The organism is Adhaeribacter rhizoryzae, from assembly GCF_008629685.1.
GTDB lineage: Bacteria > Bacteroidota > Bacteroidia > Cytophagales > Hymenobacteraceae > Adhaeribacter > Adhaeribacter rhizoryzae.
Genome location: NZ_VWSF01000001.1, coordinates 608,481 through 631,201, shown reverse-complemented (window position 1 = coordinate 631,201; position 22,721 = coordinate 608,481). Strand labels below are relative to the sequence as shown.

Below are 22,721 nucleotides of genomic sequence, written 5' to 3'. Positions count from 1 at the left end.
CAGAAATCATCAATTCATTTATATTATATTTTAGTACGAAATAATGCGTAACAAAACCGTAATTCTTGTCCTGACGGTAATAGTGGCAGCGCTCTGCCTTTATTATTTGTCATTTAGTTTGGTGTCGCGTAATGTGCAGCAAAAAGCCGAAGCTTTTGCTACCGCCGCCAATGGCAACGTCGATATCAACAAAAAAAATGCTTACCTCGATTCTATCCGGAAAGAGCCCGTTCTGAACATATTAGGCGTACAATACACCTACGAAGAAGTTCAGGAAAGTGAACTGGGTTTAGGCCTCGACCTGAAAGGCGGGATGCACGTAACCCTGGAAGTTTCGCCGGTAGAAATTATTAAATCGATGGCGGGTAATTCTAAAGACCCGAGCTTTATAAAAGCTTTAGAGCGCGCACAGCAATTACAGCGCAACAGCCAGCAAAGCTTTACCAATTTATTTGCCCAGGCTTACCGCGAAATTAACCCCAATGGTAAGTTAAGCGCCATTTTTGCCAATGCCTCTAACAAAGGCCGTATTTCTTACGCCTCTACCAACGACCAGGTTATTTCGGTAATTAACGATGAGGTAGAAAGCGCTATCGACCGTTCTTTCAACATCTTACGTACCCGTATTGATAAATTTGGCGTTAACCAACCTAATATTCAGCGTTTAAAAGGTACCGGCCGTATTCAGATAGAATTACCCGGTGTAACCGATGCTACCCGCGTTCGGAAATTATTACAAGGAATGGCCAAGCTGGAATTCTGGGAAGTATGGAGTCCCGAAGAGTTTTCGCCGTATTTTGGACAGTTAAACACGTACCTGGCCAAGCAGGAAGCTGCAGATAAATTAAATGCGCCGGCCAAAAAATCTGCCAGTGCTTTAACCGGAACTGCTGCTACCAAAACCCCAACTATCGATCCGCTTACCGGCAAACCCGTAGCCGATTCTGGTGCCACTGCCGCTACTGCTACCCCCGCCGACTCTACCCAAGCCGATTCGCTGGGCGCTAACCAAAGCAGCCTGCTGGCGCGTTTGTTTGTACCGCTACCCGGTGGTTTAGGTGCTAACCTGCGCGATACCGCCCGGGTTAATGCTTTATTTAACCGGGCCGATGTAAAAGCTATTTTCCCGCCAAACCTGAAGTTTTTATGGGCAGTTAAGCCAATTCAAAGCCCGGATGGTAAAGAATATTTAGAGCTTTATGCGGTTAAAAAAGGCCGCGACGGCAAAGCACCGGTAACTGGTGAGTACATTAGCGATGCCCGCCAGGATTTTGACCAAACCGGTAAGCCCGAGGTAACTATGGCTATGAACACAACTGGTGCCCGAAGCTGGCAGCGTTTAACCGGCGCCAATATTGGCCGCCAGGTAGCCATCGTACTCGACGATTATGTATATTCTGCCCCAGTAGTACAATCAGAAATTGCCGGTGGTAACTCTTCTATCTCGGGCAATTTTACCGTAGAAGAAGCCCAGGATTTAGCTAATATTCTGAAAGCTGGTAAAATGCCGGCTCCAACGCGTATTGTGGAAGAAGCCATTGTTGGTCCTTCGCTGGGTAAAGAAGCAATTAGCCAAGGCTTGCTTTCTACACTGGCCGGTTTAGTGCTGGTAGTAATATTTATGGTGGGTTATTACAGCAAAGGCGGCGTAGTTGCCAACTTAGCTTTATTATTCAACATTTTCTTTATTCTGGGTATTCTGGCCCAGTTTAGTGCGGCGCTAACCTTACCGGGTATTGCGGGTATTGTGTTAACCATTGGTATGTCGGTAGATGCGAACGTACTTATATTTGAACGTATCCGGGAAGAGATGGCCCGTGGCTTATCGGTAAGAGATGCCATTAATAAAGGTTATGAGCGGGCATTCAGCTCTATCTTCGACTCCAACGTTACTACCTTACTGGCCGGTATTATTCTGTACTTCTTTGGTTCTGGTCCGGTTAAAGGTTTTGCCATAACCCTGATGATTGGTATTGCTACTTCGTTCTTTACTGCCGTATATATTTCCCGTTTAATTATTGAATGGTGGATTTCCAGCAACAAAAGCGGCGAAAACATGAGCTTTACTACTGGCATCTCTAAGGGCTTATTCAAAAACTTTAATTTCGATTTTATTAAGTACCGTAAAATAGCTTACATTGGCTCTGCTGTTGTTATTACGCTGGGTTTTGTAGCCATGGCTATGCAAGGTGGTCCTAACCTGGGCGTTGACTTTAAAGGTGGCCGTTCTTATGTAGTGCAGTTCGATAAAGCAATTCCGGCTTCAGATGTAAGAGCAGCCTTAAACGATGAATTTAAAGATGCTGGTACCGAAGTAAAAACTTACGGTGCTACAAACCGTTTGAAAGTAACCACCAGTTATCTGGCCGAAGATGAAGCCACTGAAGCTGATGTAACCGTACAAAGTGCTTTGGAAGCCGGATTAAAAGAATACGCTTTGCTTAACCCGAAAATATTAAGCTCTTCTAAAGTTGGGGCAACTGTAGCCGATGATATTCAGAATACCGCTATAATTGCTATTCTATTATCGTTTGCCGGTATATTCCTGTACGTTATGCTGCGTTTCCGGAAATGGCAGTACAGCTTAGGTGGTGTAATTGCCTTGATTCACGATGCCTTAATGGTTATTGCTTTCTTTGCTATTGCCCGCATATTTGGTTTAAGCTACGAGATGGACCAGGTATTTATTGCTTCTATCTTAACCATTATTGGTTTCTCTATTAACGATACCGTAGTTATTTACGACCGTATTCGGGAATATTTAGGCAACAACCCACGCATGAAAATGAAAGATGTAATTAATCCGGCTTTGAACGATACCTTAAGCCGTACCATTATTACCTCTTTAACGGTATTATTTGTGGTTGTTATATTGTTCATCTTCGGTGGCGAAACGTTGCGTGGTTTCTCTTTTGCCATGTTGGTGGGGGTAATTTCGGGTATTTATTCTACCCTGTATATTGCCACTCCTATTTTATTAGATACTACCAACGATGAAGCCAATAAACCATTAGCGCCTACCTCGGTAACGCCTAAATTGGCCTCAACCGAGAGCGTACGTTCATAAACCTTAGTTAAACTTTATTAATTAAAGGCTAAATAAAAAGCCGCCGAAACTTAGTTTCGGTGGCTTTTTTTGTTCAAGAGAGTTGATATATTATTACGTTCCGAGTTTGGGTTTAAGAGTTATACAAATTGTATCATATCGAATAGTATTGTTTATCTACCATAATAATTCTTTCTAGTTGTCATCTTGAAAAGATCTATTGCATAAAAGTTCTTACAGGTAAAAGACAGTAATGCGGAAATTACCTCTCTTACTTTCTAAACAATAGATGCTTTCAGCATGGCAATCAGGAGACTTTTATATTATGATTATGGAAGATGGTAATTAAATAGTATAAAAGGGCACCCATAGAGAGAACTTAAATCATTCTAGCCTATTCCTGTCATTCCACAGGAATCTTCTGCATGAACTGGATAAACAGGTAAATTTCAGACGAGGTTTATTACCTGTTTATTTAACTTATGCAGAAGATTCTTTAGGAATTCTTCGAATTCTATAGAAAGACGGGTTGGAAATATTATTTGCTAGGCTGCTATGGAACACAATATTTATTATGGGGTATTAACTTGCGAGAATTTAATACCTGTTCTTGCTTTTAGCATAAGCAGCTGCTAAGCTTTTAAACTACTGTTGGCTGCTCTACCTGGCGAATTAACCGTTTTTCACCGGCCAGCCACACAATATCCCCAATTTCGAAGATAGTTGCCGGATCTGGGTTTAAAATTCTTTCGCCGTTCCGCTCAATACCCACAATTAATCCATTGGTTTTTTCCCGGATACCAGATGCCCGAATGGTGTTGCCCAAATAAGGAAATTTAGCATCCACTACAACTTGCCGCAACCCTACTTCGGACTGCGCAGCGGCAATAATTGCTTCCGGATTAGCTACTTCAATAAAAGGCTTAAAGCTACTGAGCTGTTCATCGGTGCCAATTACGGTAATTTTATCTGTCGGATATAATCTTTCCTCGCCCCGCGGAACCGGTATGGTCAGGCGGCCTCTTTCTATTTGGGCAATACTCACCCCAAATTTTTCCCGGATACCTAATTCGGCTAAAGTTTTACCAATATACTCAGACTCCGGACTAACCTGAAAATGGGCTAAATGCGCATCCCAGGGCAAAAGTTTTTTAGCCGGACTGTCGGCTTCGCGGGCATTAAGGTTGGTCATAAACCTGTGTTCAATTCGTTCATAGGCATTCCGGATGCGTTTCCGGAATAACGGGAATATAACGCCAATTACAACAACCGCAAAAACAAGGGCTATCTGGTACGAGAACAGATAATCCAGCAGGAAAAGCACAGAAAATAAAGCCAGTAAAATACGTCCGATTTCTAAGGCCAATAAAGGCCCGCGGGTATATTTTTTATTTTGCCATAGCCGGGAGTAAGCCCGGTTCTTAACTCTTTTTATGGCTAAAGCATAAATAAACGGCGCCATGAAGGTTAAAGAAATAAAAGCAGTTAACACCCGTGCCCAACGTTCCGCCTCAATGGTTTCGGCTATAAAAGGGTATAAGAACCGAGTACTAACAAGCAAAATACTGATTAACACCACCGAGTTGGTAATAATAGGCTGCGCAAAAGAGCGCAAAACTACCTGCCAATCACTAACGTTGCTAATGGTTTGGGCCCCGGAAGAATAATTGGTTAAGAATTTTCGCCAGCTTTCGGGCAGACGTTTTTCCAGCCAATAATAAAAAGGTTCAGAAAAACGAATCAGGAAAGGCGTGGTAAAAGTAGTAAGAGCCGAAACCGCTACGGCAATAGGATATAAAAAGTCGCTGGTTACTTTTAGGGTTACCCCCAACGTAGCTATAATAAAAGAAAATTCGCCGATTTGGGCCAGGCTAAGCCCCGTTTGAATAGATTGCTTTAAAGGTTGCCCCGAAACCAACGCACCTACGCTACTGGTAACAGCTTTGCCAAAAATAGTAATAAACGTAATTAAAAATACGGGGCCGGCATATTCTACTAACATTTTCGGATCGATTAGCATACCAACCGACACAAAAAATACCGCGCCAAAAAGCTCTTTCACCGATTTGGTTAAATGCTCAATTTTTTCGGCATAAACAGTTTCGGCCAAAATAGAACCCATAATAAAAGCTCCTAAAGCCGGTGAAAAACCGGCATTGGTTGCCAGCACTACCATTAGCAAACAAAGGGCTACTGATACCACCAGCAACGTTTCTTCATTCATTAATTTTTTAGATTTCCGCAGAAATGTAGGAATCAGGTAAATACCGCCTAAAAACCAGACCGAAAGAAAAAACGCCAGTTTAACAACCGAAGTTAACATGGCAGCACCGCCAAATTGCTGGCTAACCGCAACGGTAGTTAATAATACCAACAACAAAATGGCTACCAAATCTTCTACTACCAGAATACCAAATACAATACCGGCAAACTTCTGGCTTTTAACCCCTAACTCATCAAAGGCCCGGATAATAATGGTAGTAGACGAAATAGACAGAATACCGCCCAGAAAAATACTATCCATAAAGGACCAGCCTAATATTTGCCCCGTTACATAGCCCAGCAATAACATACCCACCACTTCGGTAATAGCGGTAATGGAGGCGGTACCACCTACTTTGGCTAATTTTTTAAAACTAAATTCCAGACCCAGACTAAAAAGCAGGAAAATAACACCAATCTCGGCCCAAATCTGGATAGATTCTACTTCGGCAATAGAAGGAATAAAAGGAAAGTTTGGCCCAACGAGTAAGCCCGCAATAATATAACCTAAAACCAAAGGTTGCTTTAACCATTTAAACAGCAAGGTAGTAACCCCCGCCGCTCCCAGTATAAAGGCCAGATCAATTATAAGTTGAGGAACATGTGTCATAAATAAAAATTAATTATTGGTGATTACCGGAGTAATATTTTTATAAAATTTACCCCTGATAATCCCTAAACAGCTACCTGCCAAAAGTACTAATACTGACAGATAAGGTTAGGCAGAATATTTAAATAAATAGAAGGCGCGCATACTAAGGAGCGTTCGGCTGAATGCTGACTGGAAAAATACGGAAAATAAAACTTAAACCGGGCGACCGGGCTAAATAACCCGAAATCAGCTGCTTTTGCGGAACAAAAAAGTAGAGTAAATTAAATTCCTGCCAGGCAGTTATTTGGTGCTGAAAAGTTATGTGAATAGAAGGAATGATACCTTCTAAGGCTATTCGTTTTTGAAGAACTTTTGCAAACGTAGTTTTACCTTTTACACCTTTTGCTTTACCAGGAACAGCCGGCTTTTTAAAGCAGTTAGCAGCAGTGGCGCAACCAGGAGTTTGTGCCGAAAAGGCCCACGCCTTGTTTAAAGAAAATAAAAGCGTACAAAGAATAACTACAACTAAGGCAAGGTGTCGGGAGAGTCCAAATATAGTTATTGTAGTTTTTTTAGGCATCAGGCATTATTACAACAAAGATAATTTTTTTACCTAAAAAATAAAAAGGGATAAACCCTTCGGTCTGTTACTTTAGCCAGCTATGCCGGTAAATTTCCTTTATTTTAAAGAAAAAAGGCAGGCAAGAATTAAATTTCTTGCCTGCCAATTATTTAAATTTTTACCTGATAAATATTAAGGCAGTAATGTATAATCCGGGAAATTGCCTGGTAATTTTTCATGCGCAGGACCTTGGGTAACGGCATAAACCAAATATTTACCTCCTACAAAGCAGCCTTTCCAGCTTTGGCCTAAGCCGCCAAAAGTTTCTTCTTTATCGCCCCGGCTTCTTACTTTATTTATACCTACTTTAAACGAGCGCAACTCCGAAGCCATCCGATCGGCTACTACTTTGTTATCGGTAGCAATCGAAGACACCAGGTTACCGTTAGAAACATTCATTTCGGCAATCATTTCGTCTACACTGTCTACTACCTGAATAGTATCTAAAGGTCCGAAAGGTTCATTATAGTACAGGTGGCTGCCCCTGGAAACATTAAGCAAGGTGGCTGGGGCAAAATACGCCGAAATATCCTGGTTGGGCGTAAACATGTTTTCGTCGAGTTCACCTTTGTATAACCCAATAGCGCCTTTACTCAAGGCATCGCCGTAATAACCACGGAGTTCCTCTACTTTAGCGGTATTAATTAATGGGCCAATATCCAGTTTCGGCAACTCGGTTTGGCCTTCTTCTACCAGCAAGGGGTTACCTACTTTCAACGATTTCATAACCGGGATGTACGTATCCAGAAATTTCGGAAATAATTCGCGCTGCACCACCCAACGCACATAAGCGGTACAACGTTGCTTACCGTACTCAAATCCTTTTTTAATTTGTCCGGCTAAATCCTGCCAGTTATCATAATCCCAGATACCGTAGGCGTTAACGCCTTCCATTTCCAGCATGTGCCGTTTGTGGGTATCTAATAAACTTAAAGCTATACCGCGGCCGTGGCTTTTACCACCTACGTAAGAAAGCGCCGCTACTTCCTGGCAATGAATCAGGGCATCGCTGAGTTCTCCACCCGAACCACTGATTAACGAAACCGGAATACCGGAGCGCCGGGCCAAAGCACACGCCACCGACAAAGAAAACAATCCGCCATCGGTTGGTGTTTTAGCAATAACCGAATTACCCGCTAAGGCTTGTACCAGCATGGCGTGCATCAATACGCTCATGGGGTAATTCCAGGAAGCAATATTGCTGATTAAGCCCAAAGGTTTGCGGCCGTTCAGCATTTCATCAATATTTTCTAAATACCACTCTACCCCGGTAATGCAGCGGTCTACGCTTACCATAGATTGGTGAAAGGGCTTGCCAATTTCCCAGGTTAGCAGGTAAGCCAGTAACTGGCTGTTTTCCCTTAATAAATCCAGACAGGCTTTTACTTTATCTTTGCGGTTATCTAAACTTACTTTTTGCCAGGCATCGTACTCGGCGGCAGCCGCTTTTACGGCCTGGTAGCCCTCGTGCAGGCTAAGCATGGGTAATTTACCTAACTCGGTACCATCAATACTCGAAAAATAAGGTTTTCCCCGGCCATGATTTTTCCATTCGCCGGCAATTAAATTTAAAACCCGACCTTCGTTGTCAAATATTTCGGGCGTAACACTTTTAGCTTTGTTCAGCAAAACCTGCCATTCGGCTTCGGGTAAAATAACTTTCGCCATTATAATTCATTTTAGTTTAATGCTTAAGCAAAATATTCAGAAGCAGGTTAACAGTTAAGTTAAACCCGCCCAGATAATTGTTTTGTGATGGATGCCTAAAGGACTTTGGTATCTTCTTTCTTGTTTAACTTACTATGGTGCCGGCTGTACACGAAGTAAACTACCAAACCAATGGCCAACCAGCCCAGTAACCGGTACCAGGTATGAATATTTAAACCGGCCATCATAGCCAGACAAACCACAATACCTAAAATTGGCACCAAAGGCACCAAAGGTGTCCGGAAAGGTCGGGGCCGGTCTGGTTCGTGTACCCGCATGTACCACACACCACCGCACACAATTACAAAAGCCAGCAAGGTACCAATAGAAGTCATTTCGCCTAATTGGGCAATGGGCAACGCGCCCGCCGTAATGGCACACACAACGCCAATTAAAATAGAACTGATATAAGGCGTTTTAAAACGGGGATGCACTTTACCAAAAAACGGTGGAATTAAGCCGTCGCGCGACATAGAGAAGAAAATACGCGGCTGCCCTAATAACATAACCAGCATAACCGAACTTAAGCCCGCAATAGCGCCAATTTTAATTAAATCGCTTAAAATATTATAGCCGGTTGCTTCAATGCCCAGGGCAATAGGTTCCGCCACGTTTAGTTTGCGGTAATCTACCAAACCGGTTAAAATGCCCGACACCAGAATATACAAAACGGTGCAAAGTACCAGCGAACCCAAAATACCAATGGGCATATCGCGCTGCGGATTTTTAGCTTCCTGGGCGGCTGTACTTACCGCATCAAAACCAATGTAAGCAAAGAAAATAACCCCGGCGGCCCTTAAGATACCGCTCCAGCCGTAATGGCCAAATTCGCCGGTATTTTCCGGCACAAATGGTGTCCAGTTATCGGCAGCCAAACCTGGGTTCCGGAAAATAAAATAGCCACCCGCCAAAATAAAGGCCAGCACTACAAATAATTTAATGAAAACAATAAAGTTGTTAAACTTAGCCGATTCCTGAATTCCAATTATTAAAATAACCGTTATAACCAGGATAGCGCCGGCGGCCACCAGGTTAAAAACGCCGGTAGCATGGGGCAAAGTAGCAATATCCAGGCCCTGGCTGCTGTACGTTTGGGCAAGCTGATCCGAAACCTGCAACCAGGCCTGCGATTTAGGGTCCTGCACTAATTCTATACCGGGCGCATTCCACCACATGGGCGGAATATTAATACCTAAATCGCGCAGAAAACTTACCACGTAACCACTCCAGCCTACAGCCACGGTAGCGGCACCAAACATATATTCCAGAATTAAATCCCAGCCAATAATCCAGGCCACCAGCTCGCCCAGCGTAGCATAGCCGTAAGTATAAGCCGAACCGGCAATCGGAATCATAGAAGCAAATTCGGCGTAGCATAAGCCGGCAAAGGCGCAACCAATACCCGCAATAATAAAGGAAAGCACCAAGCCCGGACCAGCAAACTGGGCCGCGGCACTGCCAGTTAGCACAAAAATGCCGGTACCAATAATGGCCCCAATTCCCAGCATAACCAGGTTAGTTGCCGATAAGGTGCGTTTAAGGGTATGCCCACCGTGGCCGTCGGTCATGCCCCCTTCGGCTTCCTGTATTAGTTTTGTAATCGATTTTCTGGCAAATAGTTTAGAAGCCATTCGTGTGTGTTGTAAATGTTAATTTGATAGTAGAAACAAGTTAAATTAAGAGCTTTTTAAGATTAATTATGACTAAAATATTGCAGCCAATAACAAATAAAGCGGGATTGCATCTGAATTAAAAGAAAAAGAATTATTTCCTGAATTTTGCTTAGTTAAAGCTTAAAATTAAAACAGATAGCGTACCTGGCTGTAACATCTGTCAGGAAAAATTAGGGGCCATTAGGTAATTCCCGCGCCCGAAATAGCAACCGGCTGGCTAAAAAGAAATTAACTTTATGCAAGAATATTGGCCTGGAAATAAACGGCAATATTTTAGCAGAAAATATTGCCGGCAGCCCCCAAGTTTCATTTACCGAATTAATTCCGAAAATAATAGTGTTTGCGATAGCAGCTTCCTGCAAAAGCAAAGGCTGTTTTGCCGGCAACCCACGCGCTGCAACCCATTTTGAACTGACCTCAGGGGAATTAATTGGTTTGAATGGCGTGTAAAACCTTAAAGCAGTTGCGAGCAAATAAAACAAGACTAAGCCAGATAATGTCACCCGAGTCCTAACCGATATTTTACGCTTAATTTGCATGCGTAGCAAAGATAACAGATAACCCGAATTGACTTTATTGGCGCTTAAAATATTCAGAAAAAATCTAGCGGCATTTATCTCTCGCTAATAATGGAGAGCGCATTTATCCGGCAACAATGCAACGTAATAATTAAGGCGTGTTTAAAGCGGTAGGTAAAAGCTTGTAAAAAGCAAAAGCCCGGCTCAATTGAACCGGGCTTTTGCTTTTATAAATATTCCTTAACAGAATTCTTTTGGTAAATTAATAACCAAAATCGGTTACGCCTTCGGCAACAACTTCGGTTACTTCGGGTACCATCCGCTTTAATAAATTTTCGATACCTGATTTTAAGGTAATAGTAGCCGATGGACAGCCGCTGCACGAACCTTGCAGATTCACAGTAACTACTCCCTGGTTATACGATTTAAAAGTAATATTACCACCATCTTGCTCTACGGCCGGGCGTACATAATTTTCCAGTAAATCAATTACTTTTTGCGAAATAACAGCATCTTCACCGGTTAACTCGGCGGTAGCATTGTTATTGGCTTGCACCTGTTCGGCGGCTGGGTCCTGTAAAAATATTGGTCCGCCCGCTTCTACGTAAGATTTAATAAAATTACGCAGTTCCGGAATTAATTGCACCCACTGAATATCGGTGTTTTTGGTAACCGTTACAAAGTTGCTGGCAATAAATACCCGCGATACATAATCAAAATTAAATAATTCCTGGGCCAGCGGCGAGTTGGAAGCACTTTCCAGGTTTGGGTAATCTACACTAACGCTATCGGGAGCCAGGGTTGTGCTTAGCACAAATTTCATCGACTCCGGGTTAGGATTGGCCTCGGCGTATACCGAAACCGATTTTTCTTTATTTTCTATCATAATATTCTGAGGTTAACAGGTAAATATAATAACTGCTATTATTGATCCAAAGTTAAACATAAAATCAAAATACCGTATAAGATACGCATTTTCTGTAAACAACCTGCCATTGCGTCAGGGCAATTCTTACATTCTTTGCTTTTTATTACGGTAGTATATTAAACCAGAACACGTAACTTTACCGCCTTTAAAGTTTAAGTACAGATTTAATTTGCATGGTTCCTCTTTTCCTTCTCCTTACTGAAACAATGCCGGCCTTGCCTGGGTTCCTGATTATTCCATTCCTGCTGTTATTAGGCATGATTGCTTCCGGTCCGGTATTATTTCCGCATTTTTGGGAACATAATTACCGCTATGTAGCTGTTACGCTGGGTTTGCTAGTGCTGGGCTATTATTTACTGGTGCTCCACGACCACCACATGCCCGCCGAAACCCTGGCCGATTATACTTCTTTTGCCGTATTGCTGAGTTCCTTATATATTGCGGCCGGTGGTATTTATATAAACGCTAATGCCCGGGCTACACCGTTAATAAATATTATTGTGCTATTTTCCGGAGCTTGTCTGGCCAATATTATTGGTACTACCGGGGCTTCGCTTTTGCTTATCCGGCCTTTTATACGGCTAAATATTCACCGGATAAAACCTTACCAGATCATCTTTTTTATATTTATTGTTAGCAATGCCGGCGGTTTACTTACGCCGCTCGGCGACCCGCCCTTGTTTATTGGTTTCTTAAAAGGCGTTCCTTTTTTCTGGACCTTGCAGCACTTAGTATTGCCCTGGTTTATTGGCGTAACCAGCTTATGCGCCATTTTTTATTATTTCGATTGGAAAAACCGGGCCGAAGATTACGCGCCTAAATCCGAAGTAAAACAAAAAATAGATCAGCGCATTGAGTTTTACTTTACCGGCAAGCGCAACTTGGTGTGGCTAGCCATAATTATTGGCGCTATTTTCCTGGACCCTAACGTAGTGCCGGGGCTACCCGCCATCACGGTCGGCGACATGAAATTTTCTTTTATCCGGGAAATAATTCAGCTAACGGCTGCTTTCTTCTGCTACCGGTATTCGAGCAAAACCGCGCTTAACGGTAACCACTTTTCTTTCGGGCCTATTCTGGAAGTAGTATTCTTATTTTTCGGTATATTCTTTACCATGATGCCGGCTTTACAAATGGCTTCCCGTTTGGCCGCTTCGCCGGCTTTCAGCAGTTTGCTCAACCCCGATACGGTTTACTGGGCCGCCGGCTCCTTATCTGGCTTTTTAGATAATGCGCCTACCTACGCCAATTTTCTATCGCTGAGCATGGCTAAATACAACCTGAGTTACAGCAACGTGCAGGATGTGCATAATTTTGCGACGGGCTTAACCGGCTCACCCGAAACCTATCATTTGCTGGAAGCCATTTCGCTAGGTTCGGTATTCTTTGGTGCCTTTTCTTATATTGGCAACGGGCCCAATTTTATGGTTAAAGCCATTGCCGAAAGTGCCGGTATTAAAATGCCTTCTTTCTTTAAATATATTCTATCTTATTCAATCCCGTTTCTGTTACCCGTTCTGTTTTTAATTTGGCTGGTAGTAGTGCGGTGACAGTTAACAGTTAGCAGTAAACAGTTATCAGTAATCAATTATCAGTAAACAGTAGTTAGTAAAAAGCTAAAAATAGAATTTTAACTTTTTTGGTTATAAGAAAAGTAGCAACGCTCACTGCTACTTAGCCTAACTTACCTTTTTTTGAGAACTGTTAATTGATTACTGATAACTGCTAATTGATAACTGTTAACTGACAACTGTTTACTGATAACTGGTAACTGATAACTGACAACTGTTTACTTTCCTTTTAAAGGCCGCTTCTTAATCATGCCGCCTTTGGTATCTTTAATGCTGTTCATCACAATAAAGGCGTTCCGGTCAATCTTCTCTACTTCGGTTTGCAGGCGGGCAATTTCGAGGCGGGTAATAACGGTAAAAACAATATCAACGGAACCTAATTGTTCGCTTTGTTTGCCGTAGCCGCGTTTGCCATTATAAATGGTTACGCCCCGGCCCATTTGCTCGGTTAGCATAAGCCTTATTTCGTTGCTGTGCGCCGAAATAATAGTAACGCCGGTATATTCTTCTACCCCTTCAATAATAAAATCGATGGTTTTGGAGGCCGCCAGATACGTGAGAATGGAATATAAAGCTACTTCGATGGAAAGCAAATAAGCGGCCACCGAAAATATACCCACATTAAATATTAAGATAATATCGCCGATAGTAAGGCCGGTTTTGCGGCTGAGCGTAATGGCCAATATTTCGGTGCCATCCAGTACAGCTCCGCCCCTTACCGATAAGCCAATACCAGCTCCCAGAAAAAAACCACCAAACGTTGCCACCAATAATTTATCGGAGGTAATAACCGGATAGGTAATGGTTAAGAGGGCCAAAGCCAAACCACAAATAGCCAGGATACTTTTAACCGCAAAACCTTTCCCTATTTGGGTAAATCCTAAAATCAGGAAAGGAATATTAAATATTATAATCAGCAGCGGCAAAGAATAAGCCGTCAGGTGGTTGGTTAAAAGCGAAATACCCGTTACACCGCCGTCAATAAAGGAATTGGGCAGTAAAAAGCTTTTCAGGCCAAAACCCGCCGAAATAATGCCAATAGAAATAAACAGGATATCTTTAACCAGGTGCCAAACCGTAACCTTCAGGCGCAGAAATTCTTTTGCCTGTCCGTACTTGCTTATAGCCGGAAAATCATCTTGTTTTTTCCGTTGCCGAAACCTGTTAACGACAAACTGCTGAAAGGGCGGGTTCATAAAATATTCCTGAAAATAGCCTTGGCGCAGGCATACCCGCCTGCGCCTAAAAGCTTAATTTTGTTTACCTAATGGGTTAGTAAAAGATGCTTGTTTGGTTAAAAAAGTTACTTATTGAATAGCCTTCTGCCGCATTAAAAAATCGATGAGTACCAGGGCAGCCATGGCATCTACAATGGGTACAGCGCGGGGCAAAACACAAGGATCATGGCGGCCTTTGCCTTCTAAAGTAATGGTTTCACCGGCATCGTTAATGCTGGTTTGGGGTTGCAGAATGGTGGCTACTGGCTTAAAGGCTACTTTAAAATAAATATCTTCGCCGTTAGAAATACCGCCCTGAATACCGCCCGAGTGGTTGGTGCGGGTTCTGATTTTGCCGTTTTCATCGGTGTAAAACTCGTCGTTGTGTTCGGAGCCAAACATTTTGGTACCTTCAAAACCGCTACCGTACTCAAAACCTTTTACCGCGTTAATGCTCAGCATGGCTTTACCCAATTCGGCGTGCAATTTATCGAAAGCGGGTTCACCTAAACCTACCGGCACACCTTTTATAACGCAGGTAATAACACCACCTACCGTATCACGATTTTTGCGGGTTTCTTCCACCAGTTTAATCATGGCCTCGGCAGTAGTCGGCTCCGGACAACGGATTTTATTGCTGTCGATCAGGTTTAAATCTAACGCTTCGTAACCTTCTTTTAGCTTTATGGGACCCACCGCCGACACGTAAGAAGCAATCTGAATATTTTGCTGTTTTAAATATTTATTCGCAATGGCACCAGCTGCTACCCGGGCCAACGTTTCGCGGGCGGAACTACGGCCGCCGCCCCGGTGGTCGCGCAAGCCGTACTTGGTGGTATAAGTATAATCGGCGTGCGAAGGCCGGAAAGCGTGCTCTAAGTGCGAATAATCTTTACCAGCCTGGTTTTTATTGTTAACCATCATGGCAATTGGGGTGCCGGTGGTTTTATTTTCGTATAAGCCCGAAAGAATAATAATTTCGTCTTCTTCTTTGCGCTGCGTAGTAATATTAGACTGTCCGGGCCGCCGGCGTTCCAGTTCCCGCTGAATTTCTTCGGCCGTTATTTCCAGCCCAGCCGGGCAACCATCTACCACTACCCCCACCGACAAACCGTGCGACTCTCCGAAAGTGGTTATTCTAAAAAGTTTACCGTATGAATTACTCATTTATCTTTTTTTAAAGAACAAAAACAACGAGACACAAAGTAAGAACAAAATGACCACATTCGTATACAACTTTATCTCGTTAAACTGATTTAAACTAATAAGATTATTTTCCTCTTCCCGGATAAGTTTATAAAAAGGGTCTGACTCTTCGGGGTGAAAGGCTGCTTGCTGGTTTTCGGTGCCACTTACTTTAACTACTAATTCAGACCGCAAAGTATCGTAGCGGCTGGTTACCGGATTAAAATAAATAAACCGGAACAGGTTGCCCAAATAATATTGGCCGGGTTGCCGGGCCAGTAAGTTGTACCGGAAACGCTTTGTTCCTTGCTGCGCCCCACTAATTTTATTGCGGATAAGCTTGGTTTCGGGCGGATATATTTCCAGGCCACTAAAAGCCGGCGGAACCGGCGGCAGAATAGCGCCCAGATTGCCTTCGCCTTCTATTGCAAACGCGTACGAAAAGCTCTGGCCGGTGCGGTAAGTTAATTTAGTTAAACTTTCTTTTAATTTATACTGGCCCACTGGTACCACATTGCTTAGCGGATGGGGCGGCAAAGGTTTTACCGTTACCGTTTTGGGCCGCGAGGTAAACGTTATTAAATTAATAGGTGCAGCCGGCGCAGCAAAGGTTAGGGGTTCCGGTTGCTGATTCATGGTTAGCGGTACTTCCGGAAATATTAAAGGGTTGGCACTAAGCGGATAAAGCAGTTTCCGGAAAAGGTTAAATTTCAGAAAGGTTTTTCCCCGGATAATAATGGTATCGGGTTTAATTTCGGTTACCGGTTCAAAAGCTTCTTCCCAGGCATTTTTTTGTCTTAATTTTTTTAAGAATTCCGGATATTGCTGGCCAAAGTCGTAAAAATCTAACAGGCCTTGTTCCGCCTCATGCAAGTAAAAAGCCAACCGCACAAATAAGCCCTCTCCTACATAAATTTCATCTTTATCGGTTTCCAGCGAAAAAAAAGATTGGCTTGCTAAAGGTTTACTTTCGGGCGGACCAATTTCTATGGGTTCTTCTTTTACCGGGGGCGTTGTGGTTTCTGTTGGTTCCGCTGCCATGGGCAAAATAGTAATAAGCGTGCCTTTAGATGCAATTCGTTTACCATTTACCAATATGCCAAAAGGCTTTAAAGTAAATTTTCCTTCGTCCAGGGCCGCATAATTCTGCGTAATGGTTTGCTCAATAATAGTTTTGTTGCCCAACCCAATACGCGACGTAGTATTGGTGCGGGTACTTTTTTTGAAGCCTTCTATCTCCGGAAAATCGCCCAAATTTTGCAGCGGTTGGTTGCGTAAGGTTACCGAAATAGTAAAATATTCATTAATCGGAATTTTATTCGGGCCCAAAACAATTATTACTTCCTGGGCATAAGTTACCTGGCTGCTGCAAACCAGGCACAACAGGAACAGAGATAAAAAAACAATTTTCTTTAAGCAATCATTAATCAAAGCAGCCAAGCCTTCCCCAGCATATTACCTACTATTAAAAATAAATTTAAAGCCTGCATGCTACCAGTTTTTAATCAATACAGATAAATCAGAATAAAATATTAACGGTTTGTTACAAAAGGTATTATGCTTTTTCAGGAGCATTAAGTTAACCCGGCAAAGTTCATCAGAAATTTACCAAAGCCCCATACCACAACCAATTAATTATCATTTAGTTATATCAACCCAAAAGCCCAAATACAAAAATATTTCTATTTACGGCGTTTTTATTAAATCCAGTTTTGCCATCCACTCCGTAGGTCTCGTCATCTTTCCGGATTTTAAAAGGTAATCGTCAGCCGGCGGCGATTGCTGTAATCCGGAACAAAGATGATTGTTTCACTTCAAATATTAAAACTATGGCAAAAAATACAAATCCGCAGGAAACCCAGGCCGGATTAACTAAAAAGGTTACCAGTCCTATTCAGCGGCGGTCGTTTCTGAAATATGCCGGGGTTGGTGCGGCTCTTTCAACGCTCTTTATAATGGGCTGCGACAATGACGATGACATGAATAACATGCCCGGCGATGGGGTAAACCTGGGTTCCGGCGATGTAGGAATATTAAATTATGCTTATGCCCTGGAGCAACTGGAAGCGGCTTTTTATACCCAGGTGGTTGCTGCTACGGCCTTTAACACTACGTTTTCCAATGCCATGGAAAGAATGATTTTAACCGATATCCGGGATCATGAAGTGGCACACCGGGAGTTTTTTAAAGCCGCCATTACCAGTGCTGCTCCCAACGATATTATTCCGGGCTTAACACCAGATTTTTCGGCGGTAAATTTTAACGACCGCAATGCGGTACTGGCTACTGCCAAAACTTTCGAAGATTTAGGAGTAGCTGCTTATAACGGAGCCGGCAAATTACTTACCAGTGCCACCTTTTTAACCCTGGCCGGCAAAATTGTTTCGGTAGAAGCGCGCCACGCGGCCGAAATCCGGGATATTATTTCGAACGGCACCTTTGCCAGCGGCCCCGAAATAAACAATATGGGCATGGACCGGGCTTTAATGCCTAGAGATGTACTCGCGGCGGCCCAGCCCTTTATCAAAGAAAAAATCAATTTCAGTAATCTGCCAACCACTTAAGCCAGGAGGAAATTAATCATGAATATATTTAATTTATTAACCGAAATTGAAAAGGCAGATCCGGAAGTTTACGGTCGGTTAGATTCGCGCCGCGCCGTGTTTAAACACTTTGGTGGTTTTGGCAAAAAATTAGCAGTAGCGGCCGTACCATTGGCTTTTGGTTCTATGCTAAACAAAGCTTACGGCCAAACTGCCACCCGCAGCGTAATGGAGGTGTTGCAATTTGCCCTGTTACTCGAAAACCTGGAAGCTGAATTTTACAAACAAGCGGCTGCTACCAGTTTATTTCCGGCGGCACCCGCCAAAATGGCTTTCGAAACCATAAGAGACCACGAAGTAGCCCACGTAGCTTTTTTACGGTCGGCCATAACCGGCGCCAGCGGTACGCCCACCAATTATACAGCCAACAGTTTCGATTTTTCGGCTAAAGGCAATTTACCCAATACTTTTACCGATTACGGCACCATGCTGGCCGTAGCCCAGGCTTTTGAAGATACTGGCGTGCGGGCGTACAAAGGTCAGGCGCAATTCCTGATTAGCAACAACGCGGTACTGGAAGCAGCCTTACAAATACATTCTATTGAAGCGCGCCATGCAGCCCACATCCGCCGCATGCGCCGCGATTTGGCCAGCAGCCCGGCTAACCAGAAACCCTGGATTACTTTAAAAGACCGCGGCGGCTTACCGGCTCTGGTACAACCTATTTATGATGGCGAAGAAATTACAACCCAGGCCGGCGTAAATATTGCCACGGGTAGTGTTTCAGCTAATGCGGCTTCCGAAGCTTTTGATGAACCTTTGGATACCGCCCAGGTAACCGCTATTGTAACGCCATTTTTACGGTAATATTTTTCCCAAGTATATTTTCCTAGAATAAAGGCCTGTATAAACAGGCCTTTATTTTTTCAGGAAGAAATAAGAAACTAATTAGCCCTTACCCTTTTAATTTATTTAGAAAATATGTAACTTAAGCTCCCTTTCGAAAAGGATATTTGTAATTTTTACAATTACTAACTGACGGCTCAAATTTTCGTATACTATATCAGTTCACCTTTTAAAATTAAGGAGTATAAAAAATGCTGGAGTATGTAAAAACCATTCTTGTTAAAGTTAGTTTTGATGTCCGTTTATTTGAGAAAGAGCTCCGCAAAGGCCTGAAAATGCTGGCTAAACAGGAACTAGTACTACTAAGAACCTGGTGTTATGAAAAATTTTCGGGAATTTACCGCCGTATTATTAAGCGGGTATTTGCGAAAGCTGCTATCTAATTATTTTCCTTTTGTTCCTCTACAAATTTAATATTACGTAAAAGGCCGTTAAACCCCGTTCGTTTAACGGCCGATTTACGAAACACCTGCCGAAACACTTCTTCGGTCAGTTCCCGCCAATCGTTTTTAGCTAAATGTTGTAAAGCCGGTTCTAACGTAAATGCCGGTTCCTGGTGCGGTTTAGCAAAACGGTTCCAGGGGCAAACATCCTGGCAGATATCGCACCCAAACACCCAGTTACCAAATTTACCTCCTACTTCATCCGGAATTTTATCTTTCAGCTCAATGGTAAAATACGAAATGCATTTGCTGCCGTCTACCACGTAGGGCTCGGTAATGGCACCCGTAGGGCAAGCATCCAGGCATTTGGTGCAGGTACCGCAATAATCTTTTATTGGGCCATCGTACGCCAGTTCCAAATCAATAATTAGTTCGGCAATAAAGTAAAAGCTGCCGACCTGGGGTGTAATTAAATTGCTGTTTTTACCAATCCAGCCCAGACCGCTTTTTTTTGCCCAGGCCTTATCCAGTACCGGCGCCGAATCGACAAAAGCCCGGCCATCTACCTCGCCAATATTTTCCCGGATATAAGTTAGCAGCGATTTTAGTTTGTCTTTTATTACAAAATGGTAATCCTGACCGTAAGCGTATTTGGAAATTTGTAAAGTATCGGCGGGTAACGTTTCGGGGGGGTAGTAATTCAACAGCAGCGACACCACCGATTTGGCACCGGGCATCAGCAAGCGCGGGTCCAGGCGTTTATCGAAGTGGTTTTCCATGTAGTGCATCTGGCCGTGCATTTGCTTGTTCAGCCAGTTTTCCAGGCGCGGTGCTTCTTCTTCCAGAAAATCCGCTTTGGAAATACCGCAGTACATAAAGCCCAGTTCGGTGGCTTTTTGCTTAATAAGATTGGTAAATTGCTGTTTTACTGACAAAATATATTTACGCCTGATTAGCTTTGTAACAAAAGTACCGGAAAATAAATCCTTGTGGCAAACGAAAAAACGCCATGCACTAAGCACATGGCGTTTCGGGTATTCAGCAGATTTAAAAACTTAATTAAATAGCGGTTTAGCCGGAAGTATCGAACAACGTACCAATTTTTTGCGGCGGAATTTTACCTAAATGTACGTAGGCTAATTCGGTAGCTTCGCGACCGCGGGCGGTACGCTTCAGGTAACCTTCCTGAATCAGAAATGGCTCGTACACCTCTTCGATGGTTTCGGCTTCTTCGCCGCAAGCTGTAGCAATGGTACTCAAACCAACCGGACCACCTTTAAACTTATCGATAATGGTATTCAGAATGCGGTTGTCCATTTCGTCTAAACCATTGTGGTCTACATCCAGGGCATTCAAGGCAAACTGGGCAATATCTACGGTAATGGTGCCATTGCCTTTTATCTGGGCAAAATCGCGGGTCCGGCGCAGCAAATTATTCGCAATACGGGGCGTTCCGCGGCTCCGGCGGGCAATCTCGTAGGCAGCATCTTCGTGAATAGGCGATCCTAAAATATCAGCTGACCGTTTTACAATAGTGGTAAGCAGTTCCGAATCGTAGTATTCTAAGCGGGAGTTAATACCAAAACGGGCCCGCAACGGCGAAGTTAACAAACCCGAACGGGTAGTAGCGCCAATTAAGGTAAACGGGTTCAGGCTAATTTGTACGGTACGGGCATTCGGACCGGAATCGAGCATAATATCGATTTTATAGTCTTCCATGGCCGAGTACAAATATTCTTCCACAATGGGGTTCAGCCGGTGAATCTCGTCGATAAACAATACATCGTTCTGCTCCAGGTTGGTAAGCAAACCGGCTAAATCGCTGGGCTTATCCAGTACCGGGCCCGAAGTCATTTTAATATTGGCATCTAGCTCCGAAGCAATAATATGCGACAGCGTTGTTTTACCCAAGCCCGGGGGGCCGTGCAGCAGCACATGGTCCAGTGCCTCGCCCCGGCGGCGGGCGGCGGCCACAAATATTTTGAGGTTCTCAACAATCTTGTCCTGGCCGGTAAAATCGCGGAAACTTAAAGGCCGAAGCGCCTTGTCAATTTCCTTTTCGGCCGGCGACATTTGTTCGTCAGAACCGGTTAGATATTCTTCACGCATAATTAAATAAATGCAAGTAAATAAATTTTGAGCTTATAAAGTTAACACTTTCGGCTAATAAAACGGTCAAAAAGGTGCAGATAAATTAGCTTAAAACTAAATATTTTACTTTATTCAGAATTTTACTAAATTAATTAGCAGCAACCAATATTTATTGCCTCTTTATTTAAAAGCCGGAATACCGGTAATATCGGCACCGGTAATGAGTAAGTGAATATCGTGGGTTCCTTCGTAGGTTATTACCGATTCGAGGTTCATCATGTGTCGCATAATGGGGTACTCGCCGGTGATGCCCATGCCCCCGTGGATCTGGCGGGCTTCGCGGGCAATATTTAGCGCTATTTCTACGCTGTTGCGCTTGGCCATCGAGATTTGCTGGGTGCTCGCTCTACCTTCGTTTTTTAACACGCCTAAGCGCCAAACCATTAACTGGGCTTTGGTTATTTCAGTCAGCATTTCAGCCAGTTTCTTCTGAATTAACTGAAACGAAGCAATGGGTTTATCGAACTGGATGCGCTGCAAAGCATAGCTGCGGGCCGATTCGTAGCAATCGATAGCCGCCCCAATAGCGCCCCAGGCAATGCCGTACCGGGCTGAATCGAGGCAACCCAGCGGGCCGCGCAAGCCTTCCACGTTGGGCAATAAGTTTTCTTTAGGTACCCGCACGTCTTCAAACACCAGTTCGCCGGTAGTGCTGGCGCGTAAGCTCCATTTATTATGAATTTCGGGCGTACTAAAACCTTCCATGCCCCGCTCTACAATTAAACCTTTAATCCGGCCTTCTTCATTTTTGGCCCACACAATAGCCAAATCACAAGCCGGCGAATTCGAGATCCACATTTTAGAGCCGTTCAGCAAATAATAATCGCCTTTGTCTTTAATATTGGTAAGCATGCCGGCCGGGTTAGAACCAAAATCCGGTTCGGTTAAACCAAAACAACCTAACAACTCGCCGCTGGCCAGTTTGGGCAAATATTTGTTTCGCTGTTCCTCCGATCCGTATTCGTAAATCGGGTACATTACCAAGGAACCTTGTACCGAGGCAGTGGAACGCATGCCGGAATCGCCGCGCTCAATTTCCTGCATAATAATACCGTAAGAAATATAATCTAATCCACCGCCGCCGTACGCTTCCGGAATGGTTGGACCAAAAGCGCCCACTTCGCCAAACTTCTGCACAATCTCTTTCGGGAAATAAGCCTCCTGGGCCCAGCGCTCAATATCGGGTAATATTTCCCGCCGCACAAAATCGCGCATGGTGTGCCGCACCAGTTTGTGTTCTTCAGTCAGTAAATCATCAATATTAAAATAATCGACGGTGCCAGTGGTTTCTGCAGTCATAAGCGCTTTACTCTTTATTTCTCCGGAGTAATAATTACCGGTAAAGTTTAGGTTAAGTTATACAAAAAAGACCTGCCTTAAAAGTAAAGCAGGTCTTTTGTAAAAGATAACCCAGTAT

16 protein-coding genes are annotated in these 22,721 nt (G+C 43.5%); 5 read left to right on the top strand and 11 right to left on the bottom strand.

Translation table 11 applies throughout. The annotated features are described in order from the left end of the window. Positions 1-43 precede the first annotated feature (43 nt). Positions 44-3,067, top strand: coding sequence for a protein translocase subunit SecDF (secDF, locus tag F0145_RS02540; protein ID WP_150086535.1), 3,024 nt, complete (start codon positions 44-46; stop codon positions 3,065-3,067). A gap of 619 nt (positions 3,068-3,686) precedes the next feature. Here the strand turns inward: secDF and F0145_RS02535 are convergent. The 5 genes from F0145_RS02535 to F0145_RS02515 all read right to left on the bottom strand — a co-directional run bounded on the left by F0145_RS02535 (position 3,687) and on the right by F0145_RS02515 (position 11,306). Continuing rightward, positions 3,687-5,918 (bottom strand): cation:proton antiporter, encoded by a 2,232-nt coding sequence (locus tag F0145_RS02535; protein WP_150086533.1) that lies wholly within the window; start codon positions 5,916-5,918, stop codon positions 3,687-3,689. A 736-nt stretch (positions 5,919-6,654) separates the two neighbouring features. Next, the gene (locus F0145_RS02530; protein WP_150086531.1) at positions 6,655-8,190 is read right to left on the bottom strand and encodes an aldehyde dehydrogenase family protein; all 1,536 of its coding nucleotides are present in this window, start codon (positions 8,188-8,190) and stop codon (positions 6,655-6,657) included. Positions 8,191-8,285: 95 nt separating this feature from the next. Next, positions 8,286-9,860, bottom strand: a complete 1,575-nt coding sequence (locus F0145_RS02525) for an amino acid permease (protein ID WP_150086529.1) — start codon at positions 9,858-9,860, stop codon at positions 8,286-8,288. A 212-nt stretch (positions 9,861-10,072) separates the two neighbouring features. Further along, positions 10,073-10,441 carry a hypothetical protein gene (locus tag F0145_RS02520; RefSeq protein ID WP_150086527.1) on the bottom strand — a complete coding sequence of 123 codons (369 nt, stop codon included), beginning with the start codon at positions 10,439-10,441 and terminating at the stop codon, positions 10,073-10,075. A gap of 241 nt (positions 10,442-10,682) precedes the next feature. Continuing rightward, positions 10,683-11,306 (bottom strand): NifU family protein, encoded by a 624-nt coding sequence (locus F0145_RS02515; protein WP_150086525.1) that lies wholly within the window; start codon positions 11,304-11,306, stop codon positions 10,683-10,685. Positions 11,307-11,554: 248 nt separating this feature from the next. Between F0145_RS02515 and F0145_RS02510 the strand changes: the two genes are divergently transcribed. Further along, the gene (locus F0145_RS02510) at positions 11,555-12,898 is read left to right on the top strand and encodes a sodium:proton antiporter (protein WP_223815775.1); all 1,344 of its coding nucleotides are present in this window, start codon (positions 11,555-11,557) and stop codon (positions 12,896-12,898) included. A gap of 239 nt (positions 12,899-13,137) precedes the next feature. On the opposite strand, the gene F0145_RS02505 is transcribed toward F0145_RS02510, so the two are convergent. The 3 genes from F0145_RS02505 to F0145_RS02495 form a co-directional block, all read right to left on the bottom strand. Next, complete coding sequence (locus tag F0145_RS02505) at positions 13,138-14,115, bottom strand: YitT family protein (RefSeq protein ID WP_190277450.1); 978 nt, start codon at positions 14,113-14,115, stop codon at positions 13,138-13,140. 111 nt (positions 14,116-14,226) lie between these two features. Next, positions 14,227-15,303 carry a chorismate synthase gene (aroC, locus tag F0145_RS02500; RefSeq protein WP_150086521.1) on the bottom strand — a complete coding sequence of 359 codons (1,077 nt, stop codon included), beginning with the start codon at positions 15,301-15,303 and terminating at the stop codon, positions 14,227-14,229. Then, positions 15,304-16,752 (bottom strand): BatD family protein, encoded by a 1,449-nt coding sequence (locus F0145_RS02495; RefSeq protein WP_223815774.1) that lies wholly within the window; start codon positions 16,750-16,752, stop codon positions 15,304-15,306. It abuts the gene before it with no gap. 398 nt (positions 16,753-17,150) lie between these two features. Between F0145_RS02495 and F0145_RS02490 the strand changes: the two genes are divergently transcribed. The 3 genes from F0145_RS02490 (at position 17,151) to F0145_RS02480 (ending at position 19,153) form a co-directional block, all read left to right on the top strand. Beyond that, the gene (locus tag F0145_RS02490) at positions 17,151-17,885 is read left to right on the top strand and encodes a ferritin-like domain-containing protein (protein ID WP_150086517.1); all 735 of its coding nucleotides are present in this window, start codon (positions 17,151-17,153) and stop codon (positions 17,883-17,885) included. A gap of 18 nt (positions 17,886-17,903) precedes the next feature. After that, positions 17,904-18,731, top strand: a complete 828-nt coding sequence (locus F0145_RS02485; protein WP_150086515.1) for a ferritin-like domain-containing protein — start codon at positions 17,904-17,906, stop codon at positions 18,729-18,731. A gap of 230 nt (positions 18,732-18,961) precedes the next feature. Continuing rightward, on the top strand, positions 18,962-19,153 hold the full coding sequence (locus F0145_RS02480) for a hypothetical protein (RefSeq protein ID WP_150086513.1): 192 nt from the start codon (positions 18,962-18,964) through the stop codon (positions 19,151-19,153). Here the strand turns inward: F0145_RS02480 and queG are convergent. From queG to F0145_RS02465, 3 genes are all read right to left on the bottom strand, one after another. Continuing rightward, on the bottom strand, positions 19,150-20,088 hold the full coding sequence (gene queG, locus F0145_RS02475) for a tRNA epoxyqueuosine(34) reductase QueG (protein WP_150086511.1): 939 nt from the start codon (positions 20,086-20,088) through the stop codon (positions 19,150-19,152). The genes F0145_RS02480 and queG overlap by 4 nt on opposite strands. Positions 20,089-20,224: 136 nt before the next feature. Further along, entirely contained in the window at positions 20,225-21,262 is a 1,038-nt protein-coding gene (gene ruvB, locus F0145_RS02470) for a Holliday junction branch migration DNA helicase RuvB (RefSeq protein WP_146894385.1), read from the bottom strand. 162 nt (positions 21,263-21,424) lie between these two features. Further along, positions 21,425-22,603, bottom strand: coding sequence for an acyl-CoA dehydrogenase family protein (locus F0145_RS02465; RefSeq protein ID WP_150086509.1), 1,179 nt, complete (start codon positions 22,601-22,603; stop codon positions 21,425-21,427). Positions 22,604-22,721: the final 118 nt, after the last annotated feature.